The sequence below is a fragment of the Oleiagrimonas sp. MCCC 1A03011 genome (assembly GCF_003267965.1).
Classification (GTDB): domain Bacteria; phylum Pseudomonadota; class Gammaproteobacteria; order Xanthomonadales; family Rhodanobacteraceae; genus Oleiagrimonas; species Oleiagrimonas citrea.
In genome coordinates this window covers 180,785-200,021 of record NZ_MSPY01000005.1, presented here as the reverse complement: position 1 = coordinate 200,021, position 19,237 = coordinate 180,785, and the positions used below count along the sequence as shown (strand labels likewise).

General features: G+C 65.4%; 16 protein-coding genes. 13 read left to right on the top strand and 3 right to left on the bottom strand.

Going from position 1 to position 19,237, the window contains the following annotated elements; translation table 11 throughout:
• Positions 1-139 precede the first annotated feature (139 nt).
• Positions 140-3,187: a TonB-dependent receptor gene (locus tag BTJ49_RS11570; protein WP_113065553.1), complete on the bottom strand. Its 3,048-nt coding sequence runs from the start codon at positions 3,185-3,187 to the stop codon at positions 140-142.
• 58 nt (positions 3,188-3,245) lie between these two features.
• The gene (locus BTJ49_RS11565) at positions 3,246-4,286 is read right to left on the bottom strand and encodes a LacI family DNA-binding transcriptional regulator (RefSeq protein ID WP_113065552.1); all 1,041 of its coding nucleotides are present in this window, start codon (positions 4,284-4,286) and stop codon (positions 3,246-3,248) included.
• 347 nt (positions 4,287-4,633) lie between these two features.
• Here BTJ49_RS11565 and BTJ49_RS11560 point away from each other — a divergent pair, with 347 nt between their 5' ends.
• The 10 genes from BTJ49_RS11560 (at position 4,634) to BTJ49_RS11515 (ending at position 13,919) form a co-directional block, all read left to right on the top strand.
• On the top strand, positions 4,634-4,852 hold the full coding sequence (locus BTJ49_RS11560; RefSeq protein WP_113065551.1) for a hypothetical protein: 219 nt from the start codon (positions 4,634-4,636) through the stop codon (positions 4,850-4,852).
• A gap of 31 nt (positions 4,853-4,883) precedes the next feature.
• Positions 4,884-5,348: a tRNA (uridine(34)/cytosine(34)/5-carboxymethylaminomethyluridine(34)-2'-O)-methyltransferase TrmL gene (gene trmL, locus BTJ49_RS11555; RefSeq protein WP_113065550.1), complete on the top strand. Its 465-nt coding sequence runs from the start codon at positions 4,884-4,886 to the stop codon at positions 5,346-5,348.
• A gap of 40 nt (positions 5,349-5,388) precedes the next feature.
• Complete coding sequence (locus tag BTJ49_RS11550; protein ID WP_113065549.1) at positions 5,389-6,042, top strand: SCP2 sterol-binding domain-containing protein; 654 nt, start codon at positions 5,389-5,391, stop codon at positions 6,040-6,042.
• Positions 6,039-7,685: a ubiquinone biosynthesis regulatory protein kinase UbiB gene (ubiB, locus tag BTJ49_RS11545; protein WP_113065548.1), complete on the top strand. Its 1,647-nt coding sequence runs from the start codon at positions 6,039-6,041 to the stop codon at positions 7,683-7,685. The genes BTJ49_RS11550 and ubiB overlap by 4 nt, the downstream gene beginning before the upstream one ends.
• 45 nt (positions 7,686-7,730) lie before the next feature.
• Positions 7,731-8,153: an alternative ribosome rescue aminoacyl-tRNA hydrolase ArfB gene (arfB, locus tag BTJ49_RS11540; RefSeq protein WP_113065547.1), complete on the top strand. Its 423-nt coding sequence runs from the start codon at positions 7,731-7,733 to the stop codon at positions 8,151-8,153.
• Positions 8,150-8,740 (top strand): 1-acyl-sn-glycerol-3-phosphate acyltransferase, encoded by a 591-nt coding sequence (locus tag BTJ49_RS11535; RefSeq protein ID WP_113065546.1) that lies wholly within the window; start codon positions 8,150-8,152, stop codon positions 8,738-8,740. Before arfB ends, BTJ49_RS11535 begins: the two co-directional genes overlap by 4 nt.
• Positions 8,741-8,949: 209 nt before the next feature.
• Positions 8,950-9,969 (top strand): NAD-dependent epimerase/dehydratase family protein, encoded by a 1,020-nt coding sequence (locus tag BTJ49_RS11530; protein WP_113065545.1) that lies wholly within the window; start codon positions 8,950-8,952, stop codon positions 9,967-9,969.
• Positions 9,935-11,326 carry a glycosyltransferase gene (locus BTJ49_RS11525; protein ID WP_113065544.1) on the top strand — a complete coding sequence of 464 codons (1,392 nt, stop codon included), beginning with the start codon at positions 9,935-9,937 and terminating at the stop codon, positions 11,324-11,326. Before BTJ49_RS11530 ends, BTJ49_RS11525 begins: the two co-directional genes overlap by 35 nt.
• Positions 11,314-12,801, top strand: a complete 1,488-nt coding sequence (locus BTJ49_RS11520; protein ID WP_113065543.1) for a hypothetical protein — start codon at positions 11,314-11,316, stop codon at positions 12,799-12,801. The genes BTJ49_RS11525 and BTJ49_RS11520 overlap by 13 nt, the downstream gene beginning before the upstream one ends.
• A gap of 98 nt (positions 12,802-12,899) precedes the next feature.
• Positions 12,900-13,919 (top strand): polysaccharide deacetylase family protein, encoded by a 1,020-nt coding sequence (locus tag BTJ49_RS11515; RefSeq protein ID WP_113065542.1) that lies wholly within the window; start codon positions 12,900-12,902, stop codon positions 13,917-13,919.
• Positions 13,920-13,985: 66 nt separating this feature from the next.
• Here the strand turns inward: BTJ49_RS11515 and BTJ49_RS11510 are convergent, their stop codons facing one another.
• Positions 13,986-14,984, bottom strand: a complete 999-nt coding sequence (locus BTJ49_RS11510) for a LysR family transcriptional regulator (RefSeq protein WP_113065541.1) — start codon at positions 14,982-14,984, stop codon at positions 13,986-13,988.
• A gap of 153 nt (positions 14,985-15,137) precedes the next feature.
• Here BTJ49_RS11510 and aceB point away from each other — a divergent pair, with 153 nt between their 5' ends.
• From aceB to BTJ49_RS11495, 3 genes are all read left to right on the top strand, one after another.
• Positions 15,138-16,736, top strand: coding sequence for a malate synthase A (gene aceB, locus BTJ49_RS11505; protein ID WP_113065540.1), 1,599 nt, complete (start codon positions 15,138-15,140; stop codon positions 16,734-16,736).
• Positions 16,737-16,766: 30 nt separating this feature from the next.
• A complete protein-coding gene (aceA, locus tag BTJ49_RS11500; RefSeq protein ID WP_113065539.1) occupies positions 16,767-18,077 on the top strand; it encodes an isocitrate lyase in 1,311 nt (436 codons plus the stop codon).
• 170 nt (positions 18,078-18,247) lie between these two features.
• Positions 18,248-19,237, top strand: a complete 990-nt coding sequence (locus BTJ49_RS11495; protein ID WP_113065538.1) for a GGDEF domain-containing protein — start codon at positions 18,248-18,250, stop codon at positions 19,235-19,237.

The window sequence follows — 19,237 nt, the reverse complement described above, 5'->3', positions numbered from 1 at the left end:
GCCACGACGTGTCGATGGGTTCAAAGCATGGCGCACGGGTGCCCCGGAGGACACCCGCCGTCTTGCCTACAGCTTGTCGCCCGCCCGGAAAAGCCGGTGGGATGGGCGGGGAGCCGCATCCCACCGCCGGGGGGATCGATCAGAACCGTGCGCCGATCTCGAACTTCACGGTGCGCGGGTAGTACTGGATGTTTCCGGACGTGTTGTAGCCCACCGTCTCGGCGCCGGGTCCACCCGTGATGTTGATCTGGTTGGTGTCGACCAGATTCTTCCAGTTGAACACGTTGATCAGGTCGAAACGCGCATACATCGTCACGCCGTGACCGATGTCGAAGTTCTTGGTCGCCTGGAAGTCGACGTCGCGATAACCCCAGATCTTGCCGCCGACCAGGAACCGACCCTCGCCCTGCGGCTTGACCGCCACGGTGTGGCAATAGCTACCGTTGGCGAAGGTCACACCATCCGGGTACTGGTCGTTCGGGTAGTAGCAGACATTGCTGTTGAGCGGCGTCGGCGTGGCCAGCGTCAGCTTGGCGCCCAGCACGATGCCCCACGGACCGCTGAACGTGCCCGTGGCCACGATGCGATGCTTCGGCGTCGCATTGGAGGTCACGAACGGGTAGTCCTGGATCGTGGCGTAGTCGAACGAGTAGTGCTCGGTGACGCTGCGGTTCTGGTGCGCGTTGGTCATCGTGTACGCGAACGTCGCGCCCCAGCCGGACTGCTTGGTGTACGGCTTCTGCGCCGAGACCAGAATCTCGTTGTTGCGGGTCTCAATGCCATTCGTTCCCAGGATCAGACCACCAAAGCCCGGCACGCCGTCGCCCCAGGGCTGGCTGTGGTTCTGGAAGAAGTCGCCGTTCGGATAGCGGTTGCCCAGAACGAACGCGAAGCCGTTGTGGTACTGAATGCGAGTGAAGGTGACGTCGGTCTGCCAGTCACCGATCTTGTTCGACATGCCCAGGCTGGCCTGATCGGAGTAGGGCACCTTCAGGTTGTTGTTGAGCAGATCGACCTCGCCGCCGTTGCCCGCCTGCACAAGAGCCTGCAGATTGGACAGGCCGTTCAGGTAGTTTGGATCCCAGGCATAGCAAGGCGTACCGCCATTCAGGCACTGACCGTCGGCAGGATTCTGGAAGTACACCGTGAACTGCGGCAATGCCGACTTGGTGGTCTCCAGCTGCAGGTAGTTGTACAGGTTGCGGTCGTAGGAACGGCCCCAGCCGCCGTGGAACACGTGCGCCTCGTCGTCGAACATGTCGTACGAGAAGCCCAGTCGCGGCTGCCACTCGTTCTTCTTGTTGGAACGCTGATGGCCGTTGCTGATGTAGTCGTTGACGTTGATACCGCCACGGGCCAGTGCCTGCGCGTAGGTCTCGCCTTCATACGGCGTGCCCACGGCATACGGGTTGGTGCCCTGCAGGGCGGCGACCACGTTGGATGGCGTGACAAAGCCGGTGTACGACGGGTTGTCCTCATAATCCCAGCGAATGCCGAGGTTCAGCTGCAGCTTGTCGGTGACATCCCAGTCATCCTGGATGTACGCACCGTACTGTTTGTCCTTGCTGGTCACGACCGGCGACAGACTACCCAGACCTGTGACCGGCTTGGTGAAGAACGCCTTGTACGGCGTGCTGTAGGTGCCGCTATTGGTGACGTAGTAATAGAACTGCGGGTTGATGTCGGAGGCATCCGCCGCCGTCAGCGTCAGGTCACGGTAGGTCACGCCCATCTTCACGACGTGGTTGCCCGCCCACTCCAGGTCGTTCAGCGTCAGGTCGTCCTTGAACGACCAGCCCTTCTGACCCTTGTTCTGTGCCGCCAGTGGCGAAGCCGGTCCCGTGTCGATGATCTGCGCGTCGTTGGCGCCGCCGTAGGTGTAAATGGAGCCGTTACCGAAGTTCAACGGCGTCGGCTGGAAGAACGTGCTCTGGTGCGAGACGGTCATCTCGTTGTACCAGGCGTCCGCGCTGTGCGCCCACTTCAGCGCATAGCGCTTGTCGTCGTTGATCTGGTTCACGCCTGCCGAAGCGGCTGTGCCGTTGCCGATGCCGCTGTTGGTGTGTTCCTTGCGCACGCGCGCGGTCAGCTCGAAGCGGTCGCGGTCGGTCGGCTCCCAGTCGATCTTGCCGAAGTACAGATTCTCCAGGAACGGATTGTTGGCCGGCCCGAACTGCGCCTGTACGTCGGCGGGGAGATACGGCACCGCCTCCACCGTCGTGGATGTGGGCGTAACCGCGGTCGGCGAATTGAAGCGCTTGCCTTCATAGGTGAAGAAGAAGTGCATCTTGTCCTTGATGATCGGACCGCCGACGGCCACGCCGTATTCCTTCTCCTGTGACGTCGTCTTCTTGTTGGCCGCGTTTTCGGACGGGGTGCGCGCGCGGAACTTGTCGCTGGTGTAGCGGCTGAAGACCTCGCCGTGGAACTCGTTGGTGCCGGACTTGGTCACCGAGGTCACGGCGGCGCTGGTCACCTGGTCGTACTCCGCCTTGTAGTTGGAGGTGATGACCTTGTACTCGCCGATGGCCAGCTGCGGGAACGGGTTGCCCTGGCTGGCGTTCTGGCCGGCGATGCCGCCGCCCATCACGTAGCTCTTCTGGCTGACGCCGTCGATGTAGACGTTGACGCCATTGGGGCTCTGCGCACCGCCCTGCAGGGAGGTGTTCTTCGACGTGCCGGCGACGGAGAACTGCATGCCCGGCACGATGTCCGCGAACTCGAGGAAGTTGCGCGAAGCCTGCGGCAGGCTCTGGATCTGCTGCTGGGTGATGGTCGTGCCGACTTCGGACGTCTTCACTTCCGGCAGATTGATCGCACTGACCTGCACCGCGCCCAGCTCGGTGGCGTTGGCCGTGCTCGGCGTCTTGGAGGCGCCGTTCTTGGGGAAATTCAACGAGGTCGTGGAAGCCACCGACAAGGTCAGCGTGCGTCCCGTGCCGGGACCAGCGTCGATCTGGTACGTGCCCGGCGGCAGACCCACCAGCGCGTAGTGCCCGTCCGCGTTGACCTGGGTATGACGCGTGGTGCCGGTGGCGACGTTGAACGCCGTCACGGTCGCGTTCGGCGGACCGTCACCGCGCACGGTGGCATTGACACTTTGCGCCCAGACCGCGGTCGGTGCAGCGACCGACGCCGCCACGGACGCGGCGATCAGGCTCGCGATCATCCGGCGCTTCAGGCGCATGGTCGCCGCGTGGGAGCGGCCTTGGAACTTGCTTGAACGTTGCATGGTGGGGTCTCCCTCAAACTTTGCTTGCATGGGCGGTCTTTCGCCGCGTCTCTTGTGCGCTGGTTCCGCTGGAGGCCCGCAGCACCAGTTCGGACTGAAGCGTCTTTTCGCGCTCTGCGTCCGCGCTGGGGTCCTCGATGGCCTGCACCAGACGCGCAAGCGCCTGTTCGCCGAGTTCGGCGATGTGCACACGCACCGTGGTCAGCTTCGGCGTGATGTAACGCGCCAGCGGAATATCGTCGAAGCCCGCCAGCGCGATGTCCTCGGGGACACGCAATCCTGCTTCGTGCAAGGCGGACAGGCAGCCGATCGCCATCATGTCGTTGGCTGCGAATACAGCATCGGGGCGTTGCTCCAGTTGCAGCAGATGCTGTCCTGCCAGGTAGCCTGAGTTGTCCGTGAACTCGCCCTCCAGAATCTGGATGGGCACCCCGGGCAGGAGCGCGGCCATCGCATCGCGATAGCCGTGCAGTCGGTTCTGGGCCTCGAAGTTGTCTTCGGGACCGCTGATGAATGCAATGTGCCGATGGCCCAGCGAGGCCAGGTGCTCGACCATGGCGTACGCGCCGGCGTGGTTGTCCACGCTCATCGCCATGCAGTTATCCGGCGTGTGCGGCGTATTGATGAGCACGGTGGGCAGGGCAGGAGGAAGGTTGTCGGCAAGGAAGTCGGCGTCGGCGTACGGCGACATCACCAGCAGGCCGTCCACCTTTCCACGCATGGTGCGCAGCGCGGCCGCGGCCTCATCGACATCGCCGTGCGAACTGGACACCAGCAGGTGCAGTCCACGGGCGCGGGCCGCGATATCGATGCCGCGGATCAACTCGGAAAAGAATTCGCCGTGAAGGTCGGGCAGCAATGCGCCGAGCGTGTGCGTACGACGGGTGATCAGGCTGCGCGCGGCGCCGTTGGGCATGTAGCGCAGACGGCGCACCGCGGCGAGGATGCGCTTGCGCGTCTCCTCGTTGACATTGTCGCGTCCGTTGAGGACCCGCGACACGGATGCCACGGACACATTGGCCGCTTTCGCAACGTCTTTGATCGTGACCGACATGTCGGTACACCCCGCCCCTCGGTTGATAGACGGGCGCAACTGTAAACGTTTTCATAATCCAATGCAAAGCCTTTTCGAAGGCTTTTTGAAGCGACCGCACCCGCCCCATGACTCATGGCACAGACACCGCCGCCTATCATGCCGGCCCGGCGCATTTCACGACGACGGCGCGGACGTCCGCAGTGTCCGACCGCGTGCATCTGTCCGTCCGCGGACATTTGCATGCATCGACATGCAATCTGACAAGCATCATGAAATCAGTGACTTACTTGTCACTACAGGCTTGGCACGCGACTTGCGAGTGTATCCATGCAGGGACTCCCCCCTTCGCTGAATGGAGAACACTCATGAAATTCGAAAGCTTCCTGTTACGCGGCCTGTTCGTCGTATGCATGATGTTGTGCGCCGCCACCGTCGGCTCGATGCTGTTCGGCACCTCGGTCGCCTCGCAGGTGGCCGCGCAGACGTCCACGCAAGCGCAGGCCCGCGTGGTCGAAGCCAGCGCCATCACCCCGCTGGCCTGCCCGCTGCTTCCGGACGGCGTACTGTGCGTCCGCGCGAACTGACGCGGACCGCAACGGCGGCGATAATGGACGGATGCTGCACGTCATCCTCCACTGTCCAGAAATCCCGCCGAACACCGGTAACGTCATCCGCCTGTGCGCCAATACCGGCGCGTCGCTGCACTTGATCCGCCCACTCGGCTTCGAACTGGACGACAAGCGCCTGCGACGCGCCGGCCTCGACTATCACGAGTACGCCTCGCTGCGCGTGCACGACGATCTCGACGCCTGCCTCGACGCACTGCGCACACCGCGCGTCTTCGCCCTGACCACACGCGCCACGCGCTCGCCCTACACCACCGCGTTCGCCGACGGCGACGCACTGCTGTTCGGGCGCGAAACCGCCGGACTGCCCGACAACGTGCTCGCACGCCTGCCCGAAGCCCAGCGCCTGCGTCTGCCGATGCAGGCCAACAGCCGCAGCCTGAACCTTTCGAACGCGGTCGCCGTGACCGTGTTCGAGGCATGGCGGCAACTCGGCTTTCCCGGTGCGGCGTGACGCCACGCGGACGGCGTCTGGCAACAGGTACAATCGGCGCATGAACGAAGCCTCACCGCTGCTGCCGCGACCGATGCGCAAGCTCGCCGGTCGCGCCCTGGAAAGCGCGCTGAACCGCGCCGTCGATCTCGACCCGGAGACGCGCGACCGCATGCGCGCGCTGGAAGGGCGACGCGTGATCGTGCACATGCGCGGCCCGGAACTGACACTGTCTGTGCAGGTCGAGGACGGCCGTCTTCGTGTCGGCCCGGCACCGGAGACGCCGGACGCCGAGCCCGCACTGCGCGTGACCGCCAGCCCGGGCAGCCTGCTGGCCATGGCCGCGCAGCGCGGCGAGGACGGCATCGCGCCGGGCAAGGTCGAGATCGCCGGCGACGCCGGTCTCGCGCGCCAACTCGAAAAGCTCGCGCGCGGTTATGCGCCGGACGTCGAAGAAACCTTCGCACAACGTTTCGGCGATGTGCTCGGCGTGCCGCTGGCGCGCACGCTGCAGCGCGGCGTCCACCACCTGCGGCGCGGCGCGAAGCATGCCGTGGAAGACACTGCCGACTGGCTGCGCGAGGAATCGCGCCTGACCATCGCGCCCGCGGAAATGGATGACTTCCTCGACGACGTCGATGCCCTGCGCGAACGCGCCGAACGCCTCGATGCGCGCCTGAAACGCCTGTCCCGCACGCTGGAGCCGAACGCATGACGCCGCTCCGTCTTGCCCCGCGGCTGCTACGCGTGGCCAGCGTGCTGCTGCGCTATCGCCTCGACGAACTGGTCGACGCCGCGCACCTGTTTCGCCCGCTGAAACTGATCCGCGCGGTGCTGCCGCGCGCCCGTGCCGACGTACGCGACCTGCCGCGCGGCGCACGCCTGCGCCTGGCCATGAACGAGCTGGGGCCGATCTTCGTCAAGGCCGGGCAGGTGCTGTCCACGCGCCGCGACCTGATTCCCGAGGACATCGCCGACGAGCTGGCGTCCTTGCAGGACCAGGTACCGCCATTCCCCGGCACCGAAGCGCGCGCCATCGTCGAAGCATCGCTGGGCCACCCGGTCACCGAACTCTTCGCCCGATTCGACGAGGAACCACTGGCCTCGGCCTCGATCGCCCAAGTGCATGCAGCGGAACTGCACGACGGCACCAGCGTGGTGGTCAAAGTGCTGCGCCCCGGCATCGACAAGCGCATCCGCCGCGACGTCGACCTGCTGCACGCGCTGGGCGAACTGGCGCAGCGCTGGCATCCCAACGCCGACAAGATCCGGCCGATGGACGTCGTCGCCGAAATCGAGAAGACGCTGGAAAACGAACTCGACCTGCAGCGCGAAGGCGCCAACGCCAGCCTGCTCGGCCGCAACTTCGAGCACTCGTCGGAATTGAAGGTGCCGGCGGTCTACTGGGACCACTCCAGCGCCCGCGTGCTGACCCTGGAGCGCGTGCACGGCGTGCCGGCCGACGATGTCGAGGCCATCGAGGCCGCCGGCATCGACCGACGCGCGCTGGCGGCGATGGGCGTGCGCCTGTTCTACGAGCAGGTGTTCCGCGACAACTTCTTTCACGCCGATGCACACCCCGGCAATATCTGGGTCGACCTCTCCAGTCGCGAGCCGCGCTTCATCGCGCTGGATTTCGGCATCATGGGCTCGCTGCCCGAAGCCGACCAGTACTGGCTGGCGGAGAACTTCATCGCCCTGTTCGAGCGAGACTACCGACGCATCGCCGAACTGCACCTGGCCGCAGGCTGGATGCCGCGCCACGTGCGCGTGGACGAACTGGAAGCCGCCGTGCGCACGGTGTGCGAGCCGTACTTCACACGGCCGCTGTCGCAGATCTCGCTGGCCGAGGTGGTGGCCAAGCTGTTCAACACCGCGCGCCGCTTCGAACTGACCTTGCAGCCGCAGCTGATCTTGCTGCAGAAGACTCTGCTCAACATCGAGGGCGTAGGCCGCATGCTCGATCCGGAGATCGACATCTGGTCGGTAGCCCATCCGGTGCTCAAGCGCATCCTGCGCGAACGCTACAGCCCGCGCCGTGCCCTGCACACGCTGCGCCGCCGTCTGCCGGAGTGGCTGCACGCGGCACCGCGCATGCCCGATCTGGCGCGTGAAATGCTGGAGCAGAGCGTGGCCGGACAGACACGCGTGCATTTCGCCTCCGAGGATCTGCAGCGCCTGCACGTCGAGGCGCGCCGCTCGCGCCGCCTGCTGGCGGGCGGCCTGATCGGCGCCACACTGGTGCTCGGCGCGGCCCTGGTCTGGTCGCTGGCGCCGCAACACGGACCGTGGATTCCCGGCATCGCCGCCGGCCTCGGACTGCTCGCCTTCGTGTTCAGCTGGCCACGCGGCCGCTGAACGGCTGTCGGCGAACTGCAACGCCTTCCCCGCTACACTGCCCGTATGCTTCGCGTGAACCGCTCCATCGCCATTCCCGAATCGGAACTGACCGAGCGTTTCGTGCGCGCGGCGGGGCCGGGCGGGCAGCATGTGAACCGCACGGAAAGCGCCGTCGAGCTGCGTTTCGATGCAGCGCATTCGCCGACGCTTCCGGAAGCGGTGCGCACGCGTCTGCTGCATCGCCATGATCGCCGCATCACCGCCGATGGCATGGTGGTGATTCAGGCCCGCCGTTTCCGCGACCAGGCGCGCAACCGCGAAGACGCGCGCGAGCGCCTGGCAAGCCTGGTGCGCAGCGCCACGCAGGCGCCGAAGAAACGCATCGCCACACGCCCGACGCGCGCATCCAAGGAACGCCGCCTGCAGGCCAAGCAGCAGCGCGGACGCATCAAGCAGACGCGTTCGCGTGACTGGAGCCGCGAATGAGTCCACCCATCCTGCCCGAGATGCCGCCGCAGGCACCACGCACGCGTCGCGGCCTCGGCTCGCGACTCAGCCGACTGCTGCTGCGCATGGCCGGCTGGCGCCTGGCCGGCACGCTGCCCAACGTGCCCAAGCTAGTCATCATCGGTGCACCGCACTCGTCCTACTGGGACGGCGTGTGGGGGCTGCTGATGAAATCCGCGCTCGGCCTGGACATCAACATCATGATCAAGCGCGAAGTCATGGACGGCCCACTGGGACCGATCCTGCGCGGCTTCGGATTGATCCCGATCGACCGGACGGCCGCCATCGGCGTCGTCGAGCAGATGCAGCAGCGCTTCGCCGGCCGCGAACGCATGTGGCTGGGCATCACGCCCGAGGGCACGCGCAAGCACGTGGAGCGATGGAAGTCCGGCTTCCTGCGCATCGCGCATGCGGCGCAGGTACCGATTCTTCCAGTGCTGATCGACTTCCCCAGCAAGACCTTCACGCTGGGTCCGCTGCAGCACACCAGCGGCGACATGGATGCCGATCTCGCGCGCATTCGCGCGCTCTTCCAAGGCGCGCGCGGCAAGCACCGCGGCGCCTGAAATCCCCTGCAAATTGCGGAATGCGTGCACGCGGCCACCGCGCGCACGCGCTATGCTATGCAAAACGGCCTATTACTTAGGCAAGACAGGAACGTCAACTGTTTTTCTGTGATGGGATTCACAAATATGGTACATATTGACCCCCGCCGCGCGAGAAGTCCCGCACCATTGCGGCCATGGATCGCCGGCGTTGGATACAGGGGTCGGATATGCATGTGCTGATTACAGGGGGTGCGGGCTTCATCGGCTCGCATGTCGCGCAACGTCACTTGGCGCGAGGCGACAAGGTTCATGTGGTCGATGACCTGTCGACCGGCAACCGCGCCAACATCCAGCTCCTCGAGGGCTATCCCAATTTCCGTTTCGACCATGCCGACATGCTGGTATGGGACGGACTCGAGCGCGCGGCCGCCTGGGCCGACCGCATCTACCACCTGGCCGCCGTGGTCGGCGTGTACCGCGTGATCGCCGAGCCGACACGCGTGCTGGCCACCAACATCGCGGCCTGCGAGCGTCTGTTGCGTGCGGTCACCGCCAGCGGCTGGAAACCGCATGTGGTCATCGCCTCCAGTTCCGAGGTCTACGGCCACCGCCTGGAAAGCGAACTGCACGAACAGATGGATCTGTCGGTGTCGACCCGCGCCGGCACGCGCTGGAACTATTCGGTCAGCAAGATCGCCGACGAGGCGCTGGGACTTTCCTACGCGCAGAAGTTCGACATTCCGACCGTCATCGCACGCCTGTTCAACACCACCGGACCGCGCCAGACCGGCCGCTACGGCATGGTGGTGCCGCGCTTCGTCGAACAGGCCGTCAAGGGCGAAGAGATCACCGTGTACGGCGATGGTCTGCAGACGCGCTCCTTCTGCGACGTGCGCGACACTTCGCGCGCGCTGGACATGCTCGCCGCCAAGGCGACCGCCGAAGGCCTGGTGGTCAACGTCGGCAACGACCGCGAGATCTCCGTCAACGACCTCGCCGAGTTGGTGCGCGAACGCGCCGGCAGCGACTCGATCATTCAGCACGTGCCCTACGTCACCGCCTACGGCGAGGATTTCGAAGACATCCGCCGTCGCCGCCCGGTGCTCGACCGCCTGCGCCAACTGACCGGCTTCGAGCACGAACACACGCTGGAGGACACGCTCGACGAGTTGATCCGCACGAGCCGCGAAAATCAGTCGAAGGAGAACGGACATGGCCACCGCTCCATGGTTTGTCATCAGTCCTAACGCACTGCTGAGCGCCATCGGCCTGCTGCGCGGGCCGGACAAGACGGTTCCGACGCCGGCCGAGGACTGGCGCACCGCCGTGGTCGACGTGGTCATTCCCGCCTACCGCGAGACCGAGAATCTGCCGCACTGCCTGGCCTCGCTCGCCCGGCAGACCGTCAAGCCGCGCCACATCATCGTGGTCGACGACGGCAGCGGCGACGACACCGCGGGCCTGGCCGAACGGTCCGCCGTCAAGCTCGGCCTCAAGATCACGGTGATCCGCCGGGCCAGCTCGATCGGCAAGACGCCGACCATCAAGCGTCAGGCACGCGAATTCGACGCCGATGTCGAGTTCATTCTCGACGGCGACACGTTCCTGGAATCGACCACCTACATCGAACGCTGCGTGCAGGAGCTGTACCAGGGCGTGGGCATCGCCAGCGCCTGCGGCACCATCCTGCCGATGCGCCTGAGCGATCGCCGCAAACTCGCCGAGACCCCGGAATTCGCGCCCCTGCTCGCCGACGGCGACTGGCACGACCCGATGGAGAAACGCGGCCGCATGCACCTGATGTGGTGGGGCCTGACCAACATGTACCGCGATTGCCTGTACCGCTTCCTGCAGGGCTTCGTGTACCACGGCCAGATGGTCTTCTTCGGCGGCATCACCAACCCGGTCGGCTGCGCCGTGGCCTACCGCCGCAAGTACATCAAGAACCTGTTCGACCACTACGAGCCGCTGCTCGGCGACGACCTGACCACGTCCGAGGACATCTTCATCGGCTTCGCGCTGAACAACGAGGGCTACCGCAACATCCAGCTCAACGACGTGATCGCGCGCTCGGAAGAACCCGAAGCCACGCGCCTGCCGCGCCAGGTGTTCCTGTGGTCGTCCTCGTTCCTGCAGAGCTGCTTCTACTTCGACGACCTGATGCGCAGTCCGTTCAAGGCATTCCGTCGTTTCGCCAAGCGGATGCACGAGAAGAAGGCCAGCGAGCAGAAACGCATCCGCGAGATGCGCAAGATTCAGGAACCCTACCGCCAGGCGTTCGGCGAAGAAGTCACCAAGAAATACGGCCGCCCGATCGGCTGGGTGATCTTCATGGGCGCGGTGGAGAAGCTCGGATTCCCGACCACGCTCATCATCATGCTGCTGATGCAGTGGTGGGAACCGCTGTGGGTCACGGTCGCGGTGGAGGTCCTGCTGTCACTGCTCATCCTTGGCGTGGTCTCGCCCGGAAGTCGTCTGAAATCGATGGGGAAAGGCCTTCTGATCACGCCGCTCCGCTACTTCCTGATGGTCGCCGAGCTCTACACCATCGGCGTGTTCACCGTCCACCTGTGGATCACGAGGAACCGCAAATGGCGCAAATGACCTCCCATCGCCGGGCATGGGCCCGCGCTTCGGCGCTGGGTCGGATCAGCCTGTTCACCTGCGCGCTTGCTTGCTCCCTTGCCCTGAAGCCGGCTTTCGCCCAGAACGCGGTCGCCTATCAACCGGCACTGAACGCATCCTGGGCCGGCCACACCGGCAAGGCGCTTCGCCTCATCGACGCCTACCTGGCCAAGCATCCTGGCGACCACGCCGCGCAACTCGACCGTGCGCGTTTCCTCGCCTGGATGGGCGACTACGCGAAGGCGGAAGACGCGCTCGCCCGATTCGGCCCCGATGACGAGGAAGCCACCGCATTGCGCGCTCGCGTGCTGGCCTGGGCCGATCGCCGCAATGCCGCGCTGGCGCTCAACGCTCCGCTGTATGCCGCCGATCCGTCCGATTACGACAACGCCTGGACCCAGGCACTGATCCTTCGTCAGGGCGAGTGGCCGCATCAGGCACTGCCCGCGCTGGCCACCGTGCAGGCGATCAAACCAGACAGCCGGGACACCATGGACCTTGCCAAGGCGGTACGCCTGCCGCTGTTTTCCTGGGTCGGCCTGACTCCCTCGGTATACAGCGACTCGGATGACATCGAAATACGCACCACCACGCTCGACAGCATGTTCTGGCTATCGGACCGCTGGCGGTTGCTGGCCAGTGTCTCGCACCGCAGGCACTCGGCCACGTTCGGCGGTCCATTCGCTCCGCTGATCGGCGACAACCACGTCAACGAGGATCGTGTCGGCACCGGCCTGCGCTACGCGCCTTCGCCCGACACCGCACTGGAACTGTGGCTGGGCAATTCGCGGATCGACAACGGCTCCGGTAGCGACAGCAAGGTGATCGGCCATCTGCAACTTTCGCAACGCACCAGCGATGCCTTCCGCTATGCGATCACGCTCGATCGGGACCGCGTCGATGCCTCGCCGCGCGCACTGCCCTTGATGCGTAATGGCCTTGCCGTCGACCTGCACTGGACACCGACGCTGCGCGACCGCTTCGACGCGCGCATCGCCGGCGACGATTTCGCCGACCACAACCAACGCACATCCCTGCTGGCCAGCTATGCCCGCGCGGTGTACCGCGGCGAGCGGGCAATGATCGATGTCGGCCTGCAGGCGGAAGGGCAGCACAATTCCCGCAACACCAACAATGGCTATTACAGCCCCAGTCGCTACCGCCGTTTCGCGGCCACGGCATCCACCTACATTCCCTTCGGTCAGGAAGTCGGGCTGTACCTGTCGGCGGCACTCGGCCGACAGAAGGACGAGACTTTCCGCACCTGGAAACGCGCCATCGACGCCAACGCCGAACTGACTCTGGGCATCTTCACGCATTGGCAGCTGGTCGGCCGCATCGGCTACAGCCAGCGCCTGAATCAATCGGGGTACTACGAGGGCACCAATATCGGTTTGCAGCTGCGCTACCGCTTCTGCGAGTTCCGCGCCGATCGCTGCCCATCGGTGCATTGAGCGAGGAGCTTCGGAACAAGACGGTGCCGCACGCGCGTGCGCGGCATCCGCGAACACAGGTTGCGCATAGGAGCGCTCCTGGCACACAGGGGAAAATCATGAAGCGGTTGTTGCAACGTGCCTGCATGGCTTGCGCTTGTCTGCTTCCATTCACGGCCGCGATGGCACAGTCCGCGACCACCGCCACGGTCGCCAAGCCCCCGGACCGCCGCATCGCCATCACCTTCGACGACCTGCCCTGGGCCACGCTCGACCCGGACACGCCCCTGCCGGCACACGGAACCGTGCCGCCGCGCATCGCCGCCGAATTCACGCGACTGCTGCAGGCCATCAAGAATTCGGGTGCGCCCGCCATCGGATTCGTCAATTCCGCGCGCCTGCTCGTTCACGGCCAACCGCAGCCGGACCGCGTGGAGATGCTCGATGCCTGGCTCGATGCAGGTCTGGAACTGGGTAATCACACCGCCACGCATGTCGACCTGCACGCGGTCGGCACACAAGCCTTCGAGAACGACATCCTCGCCTGCGACGCCGTGTTGCGTCCGCTGCTGGCCAAGCGCGACCTGCAGCCGCACTGGTTCCGCCACCCCTATCTGCGTACCGGACGCACCCTGCAGGACAAGGCAGCGATCAAGACGTTCCTGACTCGACACGGGTATCGCATCGCACCGGTCACGATCACCGATTCCGACTGGATCTGGGCCGCCGCGTACGCCAAGGCGCTCGACCGCGGCGATACCGCCTTGCAGGCGAAACTCCGCGCGCAATACGTCCCCTACCTGCTGCGGATGGTCCACTATTTCGAGCACCGTTCGACCAAACTGCTCGGTTACGCATTGCCACAAGTAATGCTGCTGCACGCCAATGCGCTCAATGCCGACACCTATGCCGACTTCGTCTCCCGACTGCATGCGCGCGGCTATCGGTTCGTCAGCCTCGACGAGGCCATGCGCGACCCGGCCTACCAGCGTGCGGACACATTCACCGGCGCGCTCGGCACGAGCTGGATCCACCGCTGGGCGATTGCCGCGGGCTGGTCGTGGAAGTTCTACGACGGCGAACCGACTTCGCCGAAATGGGTAATCGATCTTGCTGGCGTACCCGCGTATTCCGAGTAGTGTCCGTTGCCGGCAATGACTTGAACACCTCGCGCCGGATCGTATTGCCGAAAGCCCTCGCTTCGTTCAGCGTGCTGAGTGCCCGGACTCGTCGTACTCGCGATGGGTCAGCAGCCCCGGCTTGATCAGGTCGATGAAGGCGCGTGCCTCGGGGCTCAGATACTTGCCCTTGCGCATGACCACGCCATAGCTGCGCTGCGGGAAGTAGCGCCGCATGTTGCGCACGGCCAGATGTGCGTGGTCCTCCTCGGTCAGGCAGATGCCGGTGACGATGGAGATGCCCAGCCCCATCGCCACGTAATGCTTGATCACCTCCCAGCCGCCGACCTCGATGGCGACGGTGTAGGGCACCTGGCGCTGCTGGAACACCAGGTCGACCAGGCGATAGGTGGTCAGCCGCTGCGGCGGCAGGATCAGGCCGTAGGGCGACAGGTCCTCGATGGCGATGTCGTCCTTCGCCGCCAGCGGGTGATCGGGCGGCATGATGAGCATCGGGTCGAAGTGGTAGACCGGCGCGTAGGCCAGATCATGCGGTACATCCAGCATCGATCCGACGGCGAAGTCGGCACCATCCTCGCGCAGCAGAGCCAGGCCGTCCTTGCCGGTGACGTTGGCCAGCTCCAGATGCACTGCCGGCATCTGTTCGCGGTAGGCCTGCACCAGCGGCGGCAACAGGTACTGGATGGTGGAAGCGCCGGCGGCGATGGTCAGCGAACCGCTCTTCAGGCCCTGCAAGCGGGCATGGAAGTCACGGTCCAGCGTTTCCCAGCCTTCCACCAGCGGCCGGGCCAGTTCGTACAGCGCCTCGCCGGCGTCGGTCACGGTGATGCGTCGGCGCGTGCGTTCGAGCAGGGTGACGCCCAACTCGCGCTCCAGCGCCTTGATCTGCAGACTCACCGATGGCTGCGACAGGTACAGCGCTTCTGCCGCACGCGTGAACGTGCCCAACTTCACCGTGTACACGAAGGCGCGCAGCTGCTTGTGCCGGTTGCCCTTGTAGTAGAACCGCTGCTCCGACGCGCCGGTTTCGCGTCTGGCGGCTTTTTCGGGACTCTTTCGTGCCATGCACCTGCCCCAATCGAGTGATTTAGCAATGCCGCATCAATGACTTGCACATAACATTGAACATATCAATGTTATGGATTGAAACATTTACTTTGTCAAATAAATATTCCGGGCGCAGCCTGAACCTCCGAATCGTATTGCCGGAGATGGCCCATGTCTGTGCTGCAGGAATACGTGCCCGAACGCGGCACCATTGAAATCAACGGTCCGATGACGCCCGAGCGCGCGGCCATCCTCACGGACGACGCGCTGGATTTCCTGGCGCGCCTGCATCACGGCTTTGACGCACGCTGCCTGGAGCTGCTGGCCTGCCGCAAGGAACGCCAGCGCGATTACGACGCCGGGCAACTGCCGGACTTCCGCGAGGACACCCGCGCCATCCGCGAGGGCGACTGGCGCGTGGCGCCCATCCCCGAAGCGCTGCGCGATCGTCGCGTGGAGATCACCGGCCCGGTCTCGCGCAAAATGGTCATCAATGCGCTCAATTCCGGCGCACGCGTATTCATGGCCGACTTCGAGGATTCCAACGCCCCGACCTTCGCCAACGTGGTCGACGGTCAGATCAATCTTCGCGACGCCGTCGACGGCCGTATCGCTTTCACCAACCCCGACGGTCGCGAATACCACCTTGTCGACAAGCCGGCGGTGCTGATCGTGCGCCCGCGCGGCTGGCACCTTCCGGAGTCGCACCTCACCCTCGACGGCCTGCCGCTGTCCGCGGCGCTGGTCGACTTCGGCCTGTTCGCCTGGCACAACGCGCGCGCCCTGCACGAACGCGACCGCGGCCCGTACTTCTACCTGCCCAAGCTCGAATCCATGGAAGAAGCCGCACTGTGGGACGAGGTCATGGCCTTCGCCGAGCACGAACTGAACCTGCCGGCAGGCTGCATGAAGGCCACCGTGCTGATCGAGACACTGCCCGCCGCGTTCCAGATGGACGAGATCCTGCACGCGCTGCGCACTCGCATCGTGGGCCTGAACTGCGGGCGCTGGGACTACATCTTCTCCTACATCAAGACCTGCCGGAACGACCGCTCGCGCGTGTTGCCCGAGCGCGGACAGGTCGGCATGACCGTGCCGTTCCTGCGCGCCTATTCGCAGTTGCTGATCCGCACCTGCCACCGCCGCGGCGCGTTCGCCATGGGCGGCATGGCCGCGCAGATCCCGATCAAGAACGACCCGACCGCCAACGAGGCCGCGCTGGAGAAGGTCCGCGCCGACAAGCTGCGCGAAGTGCGCGACGGTCACGACGGCACCTGGGTCGCGCATCCCGCACTGGTGCCGGTGGCGATGGAGATCTTCGACGCGCACATGGACGGCCCCAACCAGCTCGACCGTCCGCTCGACAACCTCGACATCGGCCGCGACCAGCTGCTGGCGCCGTGCGCCGGCACCATTACCCGCGAGGGCTTCGACAACAACGTCGAGGTGGCGCTGCGCTACACCGCCGCCTGGCTCGACGGCCTGGGCTGCGTGCCCATCCACCACCTGATGGAAGACGCCGCCACCGCCGAAATCGCCCGCGCCCAGCTGTGGCAGTGGCTGCACCACGACGGCCTGGAATTCACCGACCACGCGCCGATCACGATGACCCTGTTCGACCGCGCCCTCGCCAGCCATGCGCACCGCCTGCGCGATGCCGACGTGCCCGGGGCCGCGCGTATCGACGAGGCCGCCGAGCTGCTCACTGAACTGACCCGCGCCGACACCCTGGCCGATTTCCTGACCCTGCCCGCCTACGCGCGCCTCTGACCGCGCCCGCACCGCACCCGGAGAACGATCATGAACGCCACCATCACCCGTCCGACCACCGAACAGCTGACTCGCGAGTGGAATGAAGATCCGCGCTGGAAGGGCGTCACCCGCCCCTACGACGCCACCGAAGTCGTGCGCCTGCGCGGTAATGTCCACGTCGAGCACTCGCTGGCCCGCCAGGGCGCCGAGCGCCTCTGGGGTTCGCTGCACTCGCTGGACTACGTCAACGCACTCGGGGCACTGACCGGCAACCAGGCCATGCAGCAGGTCAAGGCCGGCCTGCAGGCCATCTACCTGTCCGGCTGGCAAGTCGCCGCCGACGCCAACTCCGCCGGCACCATGTACCCGGACCAGTCGCTGTACCCGGTCGATTCCGTGCCCGGCGTGGTCCGTCGCATCAACAACACGCTGCTGCGCGCCGACCAGATCCATCACGCCGAGGGCAAGGACGACATCGACTGGATGGTGCCGATCGTGGCCGATGCCGAGGCCGGCTTCGGTGGCGTGCTCAACGCTTACGAGTTGATGTCGCATATGATCGAGGCCGGCGCCGCAGGCGTGCACTTCGAGGACCAGCTGGCCAGCGCCAAGAAGTGCGGCCACATGGGCGGAAAGGTGCTGGTGCCGACGCAGGAAGCCGTGCAGAAACTGGTCGCCGCGCGCCTGGCCGCCGACGTCGCCGGCGTGCCGACCCTGATTGTGGCACGCACCGACGCCATGGGCGCAGGCCTGCTGACCGCCGACGTCGACCCGGTCGACCAGCCGTTCTGCACCGGCACACGCACCGTCGAGGGTTTCCACGAAACCCGCAAGGGTATCGATCAGGCCATTGCCCGCGGGCTGGCCTATGCACCCTATGCCGACCTGATCTGGTGCGAAACCGCCACACCGGACCTGGAACAGGCGCGCCGCTTCGCCGAGGCCATCCACGCCAAGTTCCCGGGCAAGCTGCTGGCCTACAACTGCTCGCCCAGTTTCAACTGGAAGCAGAACCTGGACGAAGCCACCATCGCCTCGTTCCAGCGCGACATCGCCGCCATGGGCTACAAGTTCCAGTTCATCACGCTGGCCGGCTTCCACGCGCTGAACTATTCGATGTTCGAACTCGCGCGCGGCTACAAGGCGCGGCAGATGGCCGCTTACGTGGAGCTGCAGGAAGCCGAATTCGCCGCCGAGAAGGATGGCTACACCGCCGCCAAGCACCAGCGCGAAGTCGGCGCGGGGTACTTCGACAGCGTCAATCAGGCCATTTCCGGCGGCTTGAGCTCGCTTTCGGCCCTGTCCGGCTCCACCGAAGAGGAGCAGTTCAAGGCCTCCACACACGCCGACGCCGCCTGAATCCCACCCAAGCCCTTGCCAGCGCGGAATTTTCCGCGCTGGCACTCTTGCCGAAAACGCGTGTGCGGAACGCCCGAAGTTGCTAGGATGAAGCCTCGGAAATTGTCTTCGTGAGGAACAGGCCTGTGGTCACGCCCCATGCCGAAACCAGCAGGAGCGTCTCGGGTTACTTGTCCGACGACGCCTACATCCGACGCCTGTCCGGCGCCGAAATGGGTTCGTTCTGCTCCGTGGGCACCCGCTGCACCGTCGCCGCCGGCCAGGTCCTGTTCCGCCGCGGCGAGATCGGCCAATGCATGTTCATCATCGACAGCGGGCAGATCCGACTCGATTTCTCCGGCCACATGCAGAACAAGACGCTGGGCGAGCGTGAGTTCTTCGGCGAACTGGCCCTGTTTATCGGTCATCACGCGCGCATGGCCGACGCCGTCGCCGTGACCGACTGCGAACTGTGGTCGGTGGACCAGCCCGGTTTCGACATCCTGCTGCAGAGTCAGCCCGACCGCATGGTCCAGTTCATGCGCCGCTCGTTCTCCTACCTGGTCGCCAGCGAGCAGCAATTGGTGCTCGGACTGCAGCGCCGCAACGAGGACCTCATCCGCGCCATGGAATCGCTGCGCAAGACGCGCGGCGAACTGACCCGCGCCGAGGACCAGGTGCGCACCGACGACATGACCGGCCTGTGCAACCGCCGCGGCCTGTACGCCTATCTGGACAACCTGTCGCCACCCAGCGGCGACCTGCAGCTGGGCCTGTTGTTGATCGACCTGGATCGCTTCAAGCAGATCAACGACCAATGCGGCCACATGGTCGGCGATGAAGTGCTGTGCGCCGTTGCCCGGGTAGTCAGCGACGCCACACGCAACTGTGATCTCGCCTGCCGCCTCGGCGGCGACGAGTTCGCCCTGTTGTGTCACGTCAACACGTCCGGCGAACTGTGCGAACGTGCCAACCAGATCCTCGAGGGCGTGCGCCGCCTGGGCTTCGCGGAAGTCGATCAACCGCAGCTGCTCGCCAGCGTCAGTATCGGCGGCGGCCTGTGCCGCTACATCGACGGCTGGTCGGTGTGGTACAGCGATATCGACCGCGCGCTCTACAGCGTCAAGGCCATCGGTGGCGACGGGTGGCACGTAGCCGGACTCACCGACGCCGAAACCTGA

Coding starts and splice junctions, on each gene's coding strand:
- BTJ49_RS11570 (WP_113065553.1), bottom strand. CDS start 3,187: ATGCGCCTGAAGCGCCGGATGATCGCGAGCCTGATCGCCGCGTCCGTG.
- BTJ49_RS11565 (WP_113065552.1), bottom strand. CDS start 4,286: ATGTCGGTCACGATCAAAGACGTTGCGAAAGCGGCCAATGTGTCCGTG.
- BTJ49_RS11560 (WP_113065551.1), top strand. CDS start 4,634: ATGAAATTCGAAAGCTTCCTGTTACGCGGCCTGTTCGTCGTATGCATG.
- trmL (WP_113065550.1), top strand. CDS start 4,884: ATGCTGCACGTCATCCTCCACTGTCCAGAAATCCCGCCGAACACCGGT.
- BTJ49_RS11550 (WP_113065549.1), top strand. CDS start 5,389: ATGAACGAAGCCTCACCGCTGCTGCCGCGACCGATGCGCAAGCTCGCC.
- ubiB (WP_113065548.1), top strand. CDS start 6,039: ATGACGCCGCTCCGTCTTGCCCCGCGGCTGCTACGCGTGGCCAGCGTG.
- arfB (WP_113065547.1), top strand. CDS start 7,731: ATGCTTCGCGTGAACCGCTCCATCGCCATTCCCGAATCGGAACTGACC.
- BTJ49_RS11535 (WP_113065546.1), top strand. CDS start 8,150: ATGAGTCCACCCATCCTGCCCGAGATGCCGCCGCAGGCACCACGCACG.
- BTJ49_RS11530 (WP_113065545.1), top strand. CDS start 8,950: ATGCATGTGCTGATTACAGGGGGTGCGGGCTTCATCGGCTCGCATGTC.
- BTJ49_RS11525 (WP_113065544.1), top strand. CDS start 9,935: ATGGCCACCGCTCCATGGTTTGTCATCAGTCCTAACGCACTGCTGAGC.
- BTJ49_RS11520 (WP_113065543.1), top strand. CDS start 11,314: ATGGCGCAAATGACCTCCCATCGCCGGGCATGGGCCCGCGCTTCGGCG.
- BTJ49_RS11515 (WP_113065542.1), top strand. CDS start 12,900: ATGAAGCGGTTGTTGCAACGTGCCTGCATGGCTTGCGCTTGTCTGCTT.
- BTJ49_RS11510 (WP_113065541.1), bottom strand. CDS start 14,984: ATGGCACGAAAGAGTCCCGAAAAAGCCGCCAGACGCGAAACCGGCGCG.
- aceB (WP_113065540.1), top strand. CDS start 15,138: ATGTCTGTGCTGCAGGAATACGTGCCCGAACGCGGCACCATTGAAATC.
- aceA (WP_113065539.1), top strand. CDS start 16,767: ATGAACGCCACCATCACCCGTCCGACCACCGAACAGCTGACTCGCGAG.